At 76.7% G+C, this 12,860-nt stretch carries 12 protein-coding genes; 5 read left to right on the top strand and 7 right to left on the bottom strand.

What is annotated here, in order from left to right; genetic code table 11:
• Positions 1–107: 107 nt before the first annotated feature.
• The 4 genes from ACYQBY_RS19725 (at position 108) to ACYQBY_RS19710 (ending at position 5,478) form a co-directional block, all read left to right on the top strand.
• Positions 108–1,715 carry a methyl-accepting chemotaxis protein gene (locus ACYQBY_RS19725; protein WP_459645593.1) on the top strand — a complete coding sequence of 536 codons (1,608 nt, stop codon included), beginning with the start codon at positions 108–110 and terminating at the stop codon, positions 1,713–1,715.
• A 34-nt stretch (positions 1,716–1,749) separates the two neighbouring features.
• Positions 1,750–3,807 (top strand): S9 family peptidase, encoded by a 2,058-nt coding sequence (locus ACYQBY_RS19720; RefSeq protein WP_459645592.1) that lies wholly within the window; start codon positions 1,750–1,752, stop codon positions 3,805–3,807.
• A gap of 57 nt (positions 3,808–3,864) precedes the next feature.
• On the top strand, positions 3,865–4,500 hold the full coding sequence (locus ACYQBY_RS19715; protein WP_459645591.1) for a YczE/YyaS/YitT family protein: 636 nt from the start codon (positions 3,865–3,867) through the stop codon (positions 4,498–4,500).
• A 63-nt stretch (positions 4,501–4,563) separates the two neighbouring features.
• Positions 4,564–5,478, top strand: coding sequence for a CAP domain-containing protein (locus tag ACYQBY_RS19710; RefSeq protein ID WP_459645590.1), 915 nt, complete (start codon positions 4,564–4,566; stop codon positions 5,476–5,478).
• 47 nt (positions 5,479–5,525) lie between these two features.
• On the opposite strand, the gene ACYQBY_RS19705 is transcribed toward ACYQBY_RS19710, so the two are convergent.
• Together ACYQBY_RS19705 and ACYQBY_RS19700 are read right to left on the bottom strand one after the other, a co-directional pair.
• The gene (locus tag ACYQBY_RS19705) at positions 5,526–6,923 is read right to left on the bottom strand and encodes a hypothetical protein (protein WP_459645589.1); all 1,398 of its coding nucleotides are present in this window, start codon (positions 6,921–6,923) and stop codon (positions 5,526–5,528) included.
• Positions 6,920–7,825 (bottom strand): poly(ethylene terephthalate) hydrolase family protein, encoded by a 906-nt coding sequence (locus tag ACYQBY_RS19700; RefSeq protein ID WP_459645588.1) that lies wholly within the window; start codon positions 7,823–7,825, stop codon positions 6,920–6,922. Before ACYQBY_RS19700 ends, ACYQBY_RS19705 begins: the two co-directional genes overlap by 4 nt.
• Before the next feature lie 201 nt (positions 7,826–8,026).
• Between ACYQBY_RS19700 and ACYQBY_RS19695 the strand changes: the two genes are divergently transcribed.
• Positions 8,027–9,016, top strand: coding sequence for a PaaX family transcriptional regulator (locus ACYQBY_RS19695; protein WP_459645587.1), 990 nt, complete (start codon positions 8,027–8,029; stop codon positions 9,014–9,016).
• A 162-nt stretch (positions 9,017–9,178) separates the two neighbouring features.
• On the opposite strand, the gene ACYQBY_RS19690 is transcribed toward ACYQBY_RS19695, so the two are convergent.
• The 5 genes from ACYQBY_RS19690 to ACYQBY_RS19670 all read right to left on the bottom strand — a co-directional run bounded on the left by ACYQBY_RS19690 (position 9,179) and on the right by ACYQBY_RS19670 (position 12,846).
• Positions 9,179–10,219: a glutathione S-transferase family protein gene (locus tag ACYQBY_RS19690; protein WP_459645586.1), complete on the bottom strand. Its 1,041-nt coding sequence runs from the start codon at positions 10,217–10,219 to the stop codon at positions 9,179–9,181.
• Between the two features lie 16 nt (positions 10,220–10,235).
• The gene (locus ACYQBY_RS19685; RefSeq protein WP_459645585.1) at positions 10,236–10,772 is read right to left on the bottom strand and encodes a DoxX family protein; all 537 of its coding nucleotides are present in this window, start codon (positions 10,770–10,772) and stop codon (positions 10,236–10,238) included.
• Positions 10,773–11,018: 246 nt separating this feature from the next.
• Positions 11,019–11,495: a hypothetical protein gene (locus tag ACYQBY_RS19680; protein ID WP_459645584.1), complete on the bottom strand. Its 477-nt coding sequence runs from the start codon at positions 11,493–11,495 to the stop codon at positions 11,019–11,021.
• 173 nt (positions 11,496–11,668) lie between these two features.
• Positions 11,669–12,352, bottom strand: coding sequence for a hypothetical protein (locus tag ACYQBY_RS19675; protein WP_459645583.1), 684 nt, complete (start codon positions 12,350–12,352; stop codon positions 11,669–11,671).
• Positions 12,349–12,846: a hypothetical protein gene (locus tag ACYQBY_RS19670; protein ID WP_459645582.1), complete on the bottom strand. Its 498-nt coding sequence runs from the start codon at positions 12,844–12,846 to the stop codon at positions 12,349–12,351. Before ACYQBY_RS19670 ends, ACYQBY_RS19675 begins: the two co-directional genes overlap by 4 nt.
• Positions 12,847–12,860: the final 14 nt, after the last annotated feature.

The following is a 12,860-nucleotide window of genomic DNA, read 5'->3' as shown; positions in this document are numbered from 1 at the left end:
GCGACGGCGACACGACGGGCCGGGCGCGCCCCGCGCGGATGCTCAGGTGGGCGCCCGCCCTGCCGATGGGAGCACCGGCCCTCCTCCCCAGAAACCCGGAGAACCTCGTGACCGCCCTGTTCCGGCGCCTGCGCGTCGCCACCCGCCTCGCGGTCGCCGTCGGCCTCGTCGTCGTCCTCCTCGCCGTCACCGCAGGCGTGGCGCTGCTCAGCTCCGCCCACCAGCGCGACACCGCCCGCGAGCTGCGGGACCTGGCGCGGCTCACCCACTACGTCGACACCCAGCGGTTCTGGGACGCGGACGTGACCGGCTGGCAGGCCGCCTACGCGTGGGACACCTACCGCATCGGCGTGGAGCGGGCGCTGGCCGACGGCGAGGCGAACCGGGCCGGGTTCCTCGCCGACAAGGCCGCCCTGCTGGCGGAGCTGGACGCGGCGCCGCTGGAGCTCATGACGCCCGCCGAGCGCGCCACGCACGAGGTGGTCGTCGCGAAGTGGGACGAGTACTTCGCCTCGGAGGAGGCCGCCGTCCGGCTGTACCGCGCCGGGGACGTGCGCGGCGCCGAGGCGGAGATCATGGAGCGCAGCTGGGTCGTGTACGGGGAGGTCCTCACCGCGACGCAGGAGATGACGGCCTCCGTCGCGCGGCGTTCCGACGCCGCGTTCACCCGGGCCGAGGCGGAGGCCGGGCACACCCGGGACCTCGTGCTGGCCGTCCTCGGCGGCGCCCTCGCCCTTGCCGTGGTGCTCCTCGTGACCCTCACGCGCAGCATCACCGGCCCGCTGCGGCGCGCGGTGGCCGACCTGCGCTCCGTGGCCCGCGGCGACCTGACCGTCACCCCCGCCGTGGACGGGCGCGACGAGTTCACCGCCATGGGCCGGGCGCTGGCCGAGGCGGTGGCGAGCACCCGCGACACCGTGCGCGGCGTCGGCGAGGGCGCCCGGGACCTCGCGGACATGGCCGGGGCCCTCACCGGCACCGCGCGGCAGCTGTCGGCGGGGAACGCGGAGGCCGTCGAGCGGGCGGGGGCGGCGTCCGCCTCCGCCGAGGACGTGGCCCGCAGCGTCGACACCCTCTCCACCGGCTCGGAGGAGATGGGGATCGCGATCTCCGAGATCGCGCAGGGCACCGCCGCGGCCGCCGGCGTGGCCCGCCAGGCGGTCGAGGCGGCCGACCGCACCGGCGCGGCCGTCAGCGCGCTCGGGGAGGCGTCGGAGCAGATCGCCTCGGTCGTCAAGACCATCACCGCGATCGCGGAGCAGACGAACCTGCTGGCCCTCAACGCCACCATCGAGGCGGCCCGCGCGGGCGAGGCCGGCAAGGGTTTCGCGGTCGTCGCCAGCGAGGTGAAGGAGCTGGCGCAGTCCACCTCCGCGGCCACCGGGGACATCGCCGCGAAGGTCGCCGCGATCCAGGCCGGCACCGCCGACGCGGTGGCGTCCATCGCGGAGATCTCCCAGGTCATCGCGCAGATCGACGGCTACCAGGCCACCATCGCCGCGGCCGTGGAGGAGCAGACCGCCACCACCTCGGAGATGTCCCGCAACGTCTCCGAGGCCGCCGACGGCGCGCGCAGGATCGCCGTGACCGTCGCCGCCGTCGCCCGCACCGGGGAGGCGGGGCAGGCGGACCTGGCGCAGGTCACCGGCGCGGCCGAGGCGCTGACCGCCACCGCCGCCCGGCTGCGCGAGGCCGTGGGGGCGTTCCGCGTCTGATCCCGCGGGCGCCCGCCGCGTGGTACGACGGAGCGTGAGCCCATCGCCCTTCGCCGGCCTCGACGACTTCCTCGCCCTGCCCCGGCTGTCCGGCCTGGCCCTGTCCCCGGACGGGCGCCGCCTGGTCACGACGGTCGCGGCCCTCGACCCCACCGCCACCCGGTTCACCAGCGCGCTGTGGGAGGTGGACCCCACCGGGCGGCAGCCGGCGCGGCGCCTGACCCGCAGCGCCAAGGGCGAGTCGGGCCCGGTGTTCGCCGGGGACGGGTCCCTGCTGTTCACCTCCGCCCGCCCCGACCCCGCGGCGAAGGACGGCGAGGACGCACCCGCGGCGCTGTGGCGGATGCCCGCCGCGGGCGGGGAGGCCGCGCTGGTGGCGACCCGTCCCGCCGGGGTGACGGGCGTGGTGGCCGCCCGCGCCGCGACGCGCCTGGTGCTCACCTCCCCGACGCTGCCCGGCGCGGCCGCCGAGCCGGCCGGCGAGGGCGAGGCGTCCTCGGCGGCCGGGCGCGCCGCCGCCCGCAAGGAGAAGAAGGTCACGGCCGTCCTGCACGCCGGCTACCCGGTGCGGTTCTGGGACCACGGCCTCGGCCCGGAGCAGGTCCGCGCCTTCGCCCTCGACCTGGACGCGGACGACGACGCCGCCCGTCCGCCGCTGCGCGACCTCACCCCCGCGCCCGGCCGCGCGCTGGACCACGCGGGGGCGGAACTCACCGCGGACGGGACCACCCTCGTCACCACCTGGCAGGTGCCGGAGCCGCGCGGCTCGGTGCGCACCACCCTCGTCGCGGTGGACACCGCCACCGGGGAGCGCCGGGTGCTCGCCGACGACGGCGAGGGCGGCGGCGACCTGCTCGCCCCGGCGCTCTCCCCGGACGGCACCCGCGTCGCGGCGGTGCTGGAGACCCGCAGCACCCCGCACCGGGCGCCGCGGGTGCGCGTCGTCGTGCTGCCCCTCGACGGCAGCGGGCCGGTGGCGGAGGCCGCCCCGGGCTGGGACCTGTGGGGGACGGCGCCGCGCTGGTCGCCGGACTCCTCCGCGCTGTTCGTCACCGCGGACGAGCGCGGTGCCGCACCGGTGTTCCGCATCGACGTCGCCACCGGCGCGGTGCGCCGCCTCACCGGGGACCGCGGCGCGTACTCCGACGTGCAGGTCGCCCCCGACGGGCGCTCGCTGTACGCGGTGCGCTCGGCGGTGGACGCCCCGCCCGCCGTGGTGCGCCTCGACGCGCACGTCACCGACCAGCAGCCGGTGACCCTCCCGGGCCCCGCCGTGCCGGAACTGCCCGGAACCCTCACCGAGGTCACCACCACCGCCGCCGACGGCGCCGCCCTGCGCTCCTGGCTGGTGCTGCCCGAGGGCGCCTCGGCCGCCGCGCCCGCGCCGCTGCTGCTGTGGATCCACGGCGGCCCGCTGCACTCGTGGAACTCCTGGTCGTGGCGGTGGAACCCGTGGCTGGCCGCCGCCCGCGGGTACGCGGTGCTGCTGCCGGACCCGAGGCTGTCCACCGGCTACGGGCAGGAGTTCGTCGACCGCGGCTGGGGCGCGTGGGGCCGCGAGCCGTACACCGACCTCATGGCCCTCACCGACGCCGCGCTGGGACGCGACGACCTGGACGCGGAGCGCACCGCCTGCATGGGCGGCTCGTTCGGCGGCTACATGGCGAACTGGGTCGCCGGGCACACCGACCGGTTCCGGGCGGTCGTCACCCACGCCAGCCTGTGGGCGCTGGACCAGTTCGGGCCGACGACCGACGCGGCGTACTACTGGGCGCGGGAGATGACCGCGGAGATGGCCGCCGCGAACGACCCCGCCGCGCACGCCGGCGCCATCACCACGCCGGTGCTCGTCATCCACGGCGACAGGGACTACCGGGTCCCGGTGGGGGAGGGCCTGCGGCTGTGGTGGGACCTCGTCTCCCGCTGGGACGGCGCCCCGGAGGACCTGCCGCACCGCTTCCTGCTGTACCCCGACGAGAACCACTGGGTCCTCGCGCCGCAGCACGCGAAGCTCTGGTACGAGACGGTGTTCGCGTTCCTCGCCTGGCACGTCCACGGCGAGGGGTTCGAGGTCCCGGAGCTGCTGCGCTGATCCCGGCACCGGCCGGGTGGCCGACGTGCCCGCCGCCCGCGTGCGAGGGTGGACCGGGTGAGCGCCCCCCTCCGCCGCGTCCCGCAGTTCCTCACCGGCCTCACCCTGTGCTCGGCGGGGGTGTGGCTGTCGCTGCAGGCCGGTCTGGGGGTGTCCCCGTGGGACGTCCTCCACGCCGGCCTGGCTGCGGGCACCGGCCTGTCGTTCGGCGTGGTCGTCATGGCCGTGGGCGTCCTCGTCCTCGGTGTCTCCGCGCTGCTGGGGGTGCGGCCGGGCCTGGGCACGCTGTTCAACGTGGTCTTCGTGGGGGTCGCGCTGGACGTGCTGCTGGCCACGCCGTGGCTGGACGGGCTGGCGGCGGCGGGTGTCGCGGTGCGACTGGCGGTGCTGGCCGCGGCCGTGGTCCTGCTCGGGGTGGGCTGCGCCCTGTACATCGGGGTGGGTTTCGGCGCCGGGCCGCGCGACGGCCTCATGGTCGCGTTCCACCTGAAGGGCTGGCCGATCGGGCTGTCGCGGGTGCTCGTGGAGACGTCGGTGCTCCTCGTGGGCTGGCTGCTGGGCGGCCCGGTCGGCGTGGGCACCGTCCTCATGGCCCTCGGGCTGGGACCGGCGACGCAGCTGGCGTTCCGCCTGCTGCGGCAGGAACCCGGGGCGCACGCCGCGCGCCGACCGGCGGCCGCACCGGCCCGCTGAGCCCGCCGGAACCGGGGGGCGCCCGCGGCTCAGGTCCGCGGTGCCGTCTGCCGATGGGGGGCGATGACCGCCGTCGCCCGTCGCCGTGCCCGGACCGTCCTCGCGCTGGGCCTCGCCGCCCTGGTCGCGGCCCCCACCGCCGCCTCCGCCGCGGGGGTCCCCACCGTCGAGGCCGAGTCGATGACGCTGGTGCAGGGCCGCGCCGTGCTCGTCGCCGACGCCACCGCCTCGGGCGGCCGGGCCCTGCGGATGCTGACCAACGCCACGGCCACGGCGCCGGTGACCACCCCGTCGAGCGGGCGGCTGGTGCTGCGGATGCGCGGCGAGCAGTACCGCGGCGCGCCGCGGGCCACCGTCCGGGTCGACGGTGCCGTGGTGGCGACGTTCGACGTGACCGCCACCGCGTGGACCGACCACGCGGTGGCCGGCTCCTGGGCGGCGGGCACGCACACCGTCGCGGTGTCCTTCACGAACGACACCTCCCTCGCCGGGGTCGGCGACCGCAACCTCGCCGTGGACCGCGTCACCTTCGAGGCAGCCCCGACGCCGACCCCGACGCCCACCCCCACCCCGACGCCCACCCCCGCCCCGACGCCGGCGCCCGGGCTCGACGACGCCTACGAGACCCGGATCGTGGAGCTGGTCAACGCCGAGCGCGCCGCTGCCGGGCTCGCGCCGCTGGCCGTCTCGCCCTGCGCCGACCGCTTCGCCGAGGAGTGGTCCGCGCACATGGCCGCCACCGGGCAGCTCGTGCACCGCCCCGACCTGGGCACCCTCCTGACCGCCTGCTCGGCGCGCCGGGTGGGGGAGAACATCGCCTACGGCAACGTCACCGCCGACCAGATGATGGCCATGTGGATGGGCTCGGCCGGGCACCGCGCGAACATCCTCAACCCCGCCTACACCCACCTCGGCGTCGCCGCGGTCACCACCTCCACCGGGCGCGTCTGGGGCACCCAGAACTTCCTCACCCTCTGACGTCCGCCCGGCGGGCGCTGCCGCGGTACGGGGACTCCCGCTGCGGTTCAGGCGCCGCCCTCCCAGGGCCGGTTGAACCGCGGTGCGTCGGGGTGCACGAACCTCGGCGCGGTGTCCGTGCCGGCCCGGGTGGCCGCCGCGTTCATCGCCTGCGGGGACGTGGCGGGCCAGGAACCGCTGTCCAGCCGGGTGAGCACCGTGCGCAGCGCCGCCTGCTGCTCGGCCGGGGAGAAGGTGCAGTGGCCGGCCGACTCCACGCTCACCTGCCGCAGGAGGGGGCCCGCTCCCGCCCGCCGGACCGCGTCCCCGTACCAGCGGTCCTGCGCGGGCGTGGAGATCTGGTCCCCGGTGTTGGAGACCGTCAGGACCGGGATGCGCAGAGCGCCGTCGAGGACGATGCCGCGCGCGAAGCGTTCCACCGCGGCGGGATCGGCCTCGATGCGGGGTGCCGCGGCGAGGACGCCGAGGTCGGCGTCGAGGTCGAGGCCCGCCCGCCGGTAGAGCTCGCGCACGGCCCGGGCGAGCGCGGGGTCGGCCCGCCGGAGCTGGGCGGCGTAGTCGACGTCGGTGTTCCAGGACGGGTTGCCGCCCACGAGCCGGGTGATCTGGCGCCGGCTGCCCATCGCCTGACCGAGGTAGGGCAGCGGCCCGCCGGCGAGGGCGAGGTAGGCGCCCTCCCGCAGCGCGTCGACGTCGTGGCGGTCCGGGATCGGTGGGGTGGTGCCGTCGGGCCGGACACCCCACGCCGGCACCTGCCCGATCGCGGCGGCCAGGGCGGTGCGGGCCCGCCCCGCGGCCGTCTGCTGGGCGCGGCCGACCGCGTCGAGCCACGCGGTCCTGGCACCCGCCACGTCGGCCGGCACGTCGACGACCGGCAGGCCGGGCGCGAGGAGCCGCTCCAGCACGAAGACCGTGTCGAGCTTCTGGTTCCACTGCGCCACCGAGCCGCTCAGGCCGCCGCAGAACGGCACGGCGGCGTCGAACGCCCCCGGGTGCACCTGCGCGACGCCCGCGGAGACGAAACCGCCCATGGACGTGCCGGAGGCGATGGCGTTCCGGGCGGGGCCGTAGGCGTCCTCGAACCGCGCGAGGGCCTCGGCCTGGTTGTCGATCGCGGCGCGGAGGTCCCAGCCCGTGACGGCGCGCGTGGTCCCACCGCGTGCCACGCCGTCGGCGAGCAGGCGCTCGGTGAGGGGCTCGGTGGGGCCGGGCCCCGCGAAGTCCAGGGCGACCACCACGGTCCCGTTCCAGCGCGCCGGGACGACGAACTCGAACGGGGTCCCGTCCCGCAGGGTGCCCGTCAGGCACGTCGGGGCCGACGGCGAGGCGGGCAGGCACGGCCGGCCCGCCGGGGCGTCCGCCGCGGCGGGGGCGGCGGTCAGCGCGAGGGCGAGGACCGCCACCAGAGCCGCACCGGGAGCCGCACCGGGAGCACGGGGGCTCACGCCGGGAAACCCTTGGAGGTGACGACCCAGCCCTGCTCGGTGCACAGGCCGCACTGCGCGCCGGTGAACCGGGCCCCCGCGACCGGGTCCGCGCGCAGGGTGAAGTCGAACCAGTCCGCGGCGACCTGCCACCCCGTGGTGGACTGCGGCCCGGCGATGAGGCCCTGGTGGCCGGCGTCGCTCTTCTCGGCGAGGACGGCGGGCACGTCCAGCAGTTCGTAGTTCTCGATGCTGTTGCGGTGGGCGACGTCGCCCGGGCCGCCGTTGACCAGCAGCGTGGGGGTGTGCAGGTCCGCGAGCAGGTCGCGGCCGTACCCGCCGAAGGCCGGGGTGGGGAAGTAGCCGGTGTTGAAACCGGCGACCGAGTCGACGCGGGGGTCCGTCCCGGCCACCAGCGCCTCGATCCCGCCGCAGGAGTAGCCGATGACCCCGATCCGCGAGGTGTCGACGCGGTCGGAGAACTGCTTGCGGGCCGCCTTGGCGGTCGTGGCCCAGTCCACGGCGGCCAGCAGGTCCTGCGGCCGGGCGGAGGTCGCGCCGCTGCCGAGGGGGGCGTCGGGCGCGCCGTTCGCGATGACCACGTAGCCCTGCGAGGCCAGGCCGGTGAGGAAGCCCATCGCCTCGAAGTTGCTGCTGACGCAGGCGCCGTTGCCGAACACGAGCAGCGGGAGGCTGTTGCGGGGCAGGCTCTTCAAGTCCGCCGGCCGGTAGACGGTGTGCCCGGCGAGGCCGTCGGTGCCCTCCCGGACGGTGGCCTGCGCCGCGGCGGGCGCGGCGGAGCGGGCCGTCGGGGCGTACTCCTGCGGCTGCGCGGCGGCGGCGCCGGGAACGCCGCAGGCGAGGGCGCCCGCGACGGCGAGCGCGAGCGCGGAGGTGTGGAGTGCTGCGGTGGCGCGGGTCATGCGGGTCCTCCACGTCGAGGTTCGTGCGCGGCGCCGGGTCGCCGGGCGTCACGAGTGCGTGGGCGGCGTCGCCCACGCACGATTGGTGTCAGCAAGTGCGACGAGCGTCCACCCTGGTGTCGCCTGTGTCAACCGGCTCGGCCGCGGCCCGGGTGCGTACTGTGGGCCGCGCACCGAGGCGGCGGGAGGTGGACGGGCAGCATGGCGCCGGGCGACCTGCCGCGTGCGCAGCTGGGTCCCGAACCCCAGCTGCTGCTCACCTCGCTGCTCGGGGACTTCTGGTACTGGCGCGACGAGCACATCCCCTCCGCCGCGCTCGTGCAGCTCCTCGCGGAGTTCGGGATCACCGCCGACGGCGCCCGCGCGGCGATGCGGCGGCTCGTCTCGCGCGGCCTGCTCACCGTCGCCCGCAACGGGCGCACCACGGCCTACGGCATCCCCCCGCGCACCGCGACGGTCGTGGTCCAGCGCGTGCACCGGCTGCTCACGTTCGGCGCCCAGGCCCCGCAGTGGGACGGCGCGTGGACCGTGGTCGCGTTCTCCGTGCCCGAACGGGCCCGGGAACTGCGCGGCGCCCTGCGCGCGCGCCTGCGCGTCCTGCACTTCGCCGCGCTCTACGACGGGGTGTGGGTGTCCCCCCACGACGGCGCGGCCGCCGCCCGGGCCGTGCTGGACGAGCTCGGTGTGCGGACGGGCACCGTGTTCCGCGCCACCGAGGTACCCGGTGCGGCTCCCGGCGGCGACCCGCGCGCCGCGTTCGACCTGGAACCCCTCGCGGCGCAGTACGCGGAGTTCGCCGACCGGTACGAACCCCTGCTGGCCGCCGTCGAGGAGGGGCGGATCGGCCCGGCCGAGGCGCTGCGTGCCCGGACCGGGCTGCGCGTGGACTGGCGCAGGTTCCCCGAGATCGACCCGGACCTGCCCGGGCCGCTCCTACCGCCGGACTGGCCGCGCCCGCGGGCCCAGCGGGTCTTCGTGACGATCTACGACCGGCTCGGACCGCTGGCCGAGCAGCGCTTCCGCGAGCTGCTCGCACAGTCGGCCCCCGACCTCGCCCCGCTGGCCCGGCACCACGACTCCGCGACCGTGGCGGAGCTCTTCGCCGGGCTCGGTGGGGCGCAGCCGGCGGGGGACACCCCGTTCGAGCGGGCGCTGCAGGAACGCCGCCTGCGGGAGGCGGCCCACCCCTGAGGAGCTGTTCCGGCGACGCGCACGAGCGCGACGTCGGCGCCGTCCCCGTCCCGGAGCGGGATCCGTCCGTGTCCCCGTGGTGCACACCGGACCACCGGGCGCGGACCTGGGCGGGGTGGCCCGGCCGCCGGGTGACCCCGCGACCGCGTGGAGCCGGCGGGCTCACACCGCCTGCGGCCGGTGCCCCTCGGGGACGACCTCGGCCCCGACGGGGGGCGGTGGTGGGGTGCCGTCCCCGAAGGGCCTGCCGCCCAACGCTTCGCGGCCGTGCGGCTCCAGCCAGCCGGCGAGGTCCGGCCCCGCGGGCACGATCCCGGTGGGGTTGATGTCGCGGTGCACGACGTAGTAGTGCTGCTTGATGTGCACCACGTCGGTGGTGTCGCCGAACCCGGAGGTCTGGTAGAGGTCGCGGAAGTACGCCGACAGCACCGGCATCTCCGACAGCTTCGACCGGTTGCACTTGAAGTGCCCGTGGTAGACGGGGTCGAAGCGGGCCAGCGTGGTGAAGAGCCGGACGTCGGCCTCGGTGATGGTGTCGCCCACCAGGTAGCGCTGGTGCTCAAGGCGTTCGGAGAGCGCGTCGAGCCGTGCGAACAACCGGTCGTGGGCCCGCTGGTACGCCTGCTGGGTCCCCGCGAAACCGGCGCGGTAGACGCCGTTGTTGACGTCGCGGAAGACGTCGCGGTTGACGGCGTCGATCTCCTCGCGGAGGTGCTCGGGGTACAGCTGCGGTGCTCCCGGCCGGTGGAACTCCGCCCACTCCAGCGACAGGTCGATCGTCATCTGCGGGAAGTCGTTGGTCACGACCTGGCCCGTCCTGGTATCCACGATCGCCGGGACGGTGATGCCCCGGTCGTAGCCGGGGATCCGCGCGAAGAACGCCTCCTGCAACCGCTCGATGCCGAGCACCGGGTCGCGCCCACCGGGGTCCAGGTCGAAGGTCCAGCTGCGCGCGTCGTGGGTCGGGCCGCACACGCCCATCGACAGCACCGGCTCCAGGCCCAGCAGTCGCCGCACGATGATGGCGCGGTTCGCCCACGGGCAGGCCCGGCTGACGACGAGACGGTAGCGGCCCGGCTCGACGGGGTACCCGTCCCGGCCGTCGGTCGTGATCCGGGTCTCGATGTAGCGCTGGTCGCGCCGGAAGTCGCCGGTCGGGTTCACGTACCCTGTGCTGCCGCCGGAGATGTCGTTCGCGCTCACGAGGTCCTCCGCCGGATCAGCTCTGCGCGTCGGCCGACGTGACGTCGGCGGCGACGGCCGCCTGACGCCTGGCGATGGTGACGCCGGCACCGACCCCGGCCGCGACGAGCGCGGCGGCCGCGATCCACGGCCGGGTCAGCCTGTGGCCCAGCGCCGCGTCGACGGAGTAGCCGCCCGGGCCGGAGAGGGCCAGCGAAGCGGCCGTCAGACCGAGAACGGCCGGGTACTCGTACCCACCGGCCACGGCGAAGAAGCCGTTGGGACGGTGCACGACCGTGGCTGCGGCCATCGCTGCGGCCGCGGCTGCCCCACCCAGGGGCGTTGCGAGCCCGGCCGCCAACAACGCTCCACCGCCTGCCTCGGAGAGTCCCGCGAGCACGGCGTTCTGCTTGCCCGGCCGGAATCCCATGGCGTGCATGGCGCCCGCGGTGCCCTCGATGCCGCCGCCGCCGAACGCCCCGAAGAGCTTCTGGGCGCCGTGGGCGACGAGGGTTCCGCCGACCCCGAGGCGCAGGGCCAGCAGCCCCAGGTCCTTGCTGCGGCGATCGCTCACGTGCGGTCCTCCCGATGCCGGCACCCGCCGGGCGGCAGGCGCTGATGTAGTGCGATGCTCAACTAGAACACGGCGGAGGCGCTGCTGTCTCGCCGGACAGGTCCGGCCTCGGCCGGCGCCACCCGGCAGCCGCCTCCCGGGTCTCTGCGTGATGACGAGGTCGTCCGACCGGGCGGGGGGCCGGTGAGCGGCCCCCCCCCGCGGTGCCCGGCGCAGATCAGGCACTCCTCGTGCACGTCCACGAGGTCACGGTAGGGCTGCGCCGGGACCCCGGTGGCGTCCTGCCGCGTCGCGGGTTCCCGGCGGTGGGGGCACCGGTGCCGTGGCCGAACCACCTCCGCCGGTTCGGTGGTCGGCGTAGAACTGCCAGGCGACCTGCTGGGCGGTCAGGGCGGTGCCGTTCCAGACGGCGACCTCGTCGAGGGAGCCGGTGAGGTACCCGGGCGCCGGCCAGGTGGCGCTCGCCCCGGCGTGCACGCCCGGTGAGGTGCTCGCGGAGGAGTCCGCCGCCGTCACCGCGCCGGGAGCCTCCTCGAAACGGTGCTGGAACGAGGGCGTGTCGTTGCGCACCACGGTGGGGTGGTTCGGGAAGGACGCCGCCACCGTCAGGGACGAGGAGATCGGCACCCGAGCGCTGGACGCCGCCCACGCCAGCGGTGGGGAGAGCACCGCGAAGGTCGCCGGCAGGGTGAGCAGCGCACCGGCGCCCCGCCTCCTGCGCACACAGCGGGGGTGCACACCCCACCTCGGCTGAGCGGGACCCGGGACGTGCGGCACGGGGGTCTGCTCGGCCGGCCCGCCGGTGGTCCTCGGGCCTGTCCCCGCATCCGGGGACGACGCCCGTCGCGCGACGACCGCCGCCCCGGCGGGGACGGCGGCCGCGGCGCGTGCGCCGCTCAGCGCTGCTCGGTGGCGCGCGCGGTCCCGGCGCGCAGCCCCACCCCCGCCAGGCCCAGCCCGAGCAGAACCGTGCCGGTGATGACGGCCACGCCGTCGGGGCCGGGCAGGCCCGGCCCGGCGACGAGCACCGCGACCCCGGCGAGCAGCGCGGCCGCCACCGGGCGGGGCAGCGCGCGGGCGCGCAGGCCCCCGACGGCCAGGAGCACGTGGCCCACGAACAGCGAGAGGGCCGTGAGCGCAGTGACCCCGATCGCCGCGGACTCGATGGTGTGCGAGGTGTCGTGCCCGACGTGCGGGGCGACGAACGTCTCCAGGAAGGCGGAGGGGGACATCAGCACCATCGCCAGCCAGACCAGGCCGGTGCCGACCTGCGCGACGCGGGAGGAGCGCAGCAGCGCCGACACGGAGCCGATGCCCGCCGCGACGAGCAGCCCGCCCGCGGCGAACGTCACGTGCGCCGGCCCCCACAGGGGGGACAGCTCCGCCGCGTCGGAGTGCTCCAGCGGGTGCGCGAGGTTCCCGGCGGCGAACAGCAGGCCGCCGGCGACGACGCACAGGGCGCGCAGGCGCCGGCCGGCGCGGTGGTCCGGTCCCGGGACCCCGGCGGGGGCGCCGGTGGACGTGGTGGTGGGCGTGGTGGTGGCGGTACCGGTCGTCGTGCCGGACGTGGTGGTGGTCACGGGTTCTCCTCGGTGTTCTGGGTGTGGGTGTGGGTGTGGGTGTGGGTGTGGGTGTGGGTGTGCCCGGTGCCGGTGTGCCGGGGGACCGGGGCGGTGGGCGGGTGCCCGAGCGGGTCGAGGAGCAGCTCGACGCCGCAGTCGACCGCGAGCTCCACGAGGGTCGTCGGGGTGAGGCTCCCCTCGGCCAGGGCGGCCAGCAGGGCCTCGGCGCCGGGCGGTGCGGACACCACCGCCAGCCGGGCGGGCCCGTCGACCGCGGCCAGCGTCAGCGCGGCCCCGCGCGGCCACGGCAGCACGCCGGGTGCCCGGGCCTGCACCCCGCCCGGTTCCAGCCGTGCCGTGCCGTCCACGACCACCACGGCGAGGTCGCAGCCCAGCGGGACGCACCGCTGCAGGCGCCGCCCGGGGCCCAGGTCCACGAGCGCCACGCCCAGGCCGCGACCGGCCGGGGCGGGGACCCGGGAGGTACCGCCCGCCGCACGTTCTCCGCTCACCGCGGTCCCTCCGC

This window comes from Kineococcus anabasis, from assembly GCF_054590795.1.
Note: the sequence above shows the minus strand (reverse complement) of the source record. Positions and strands in the feature narration are given on the sequence as shown.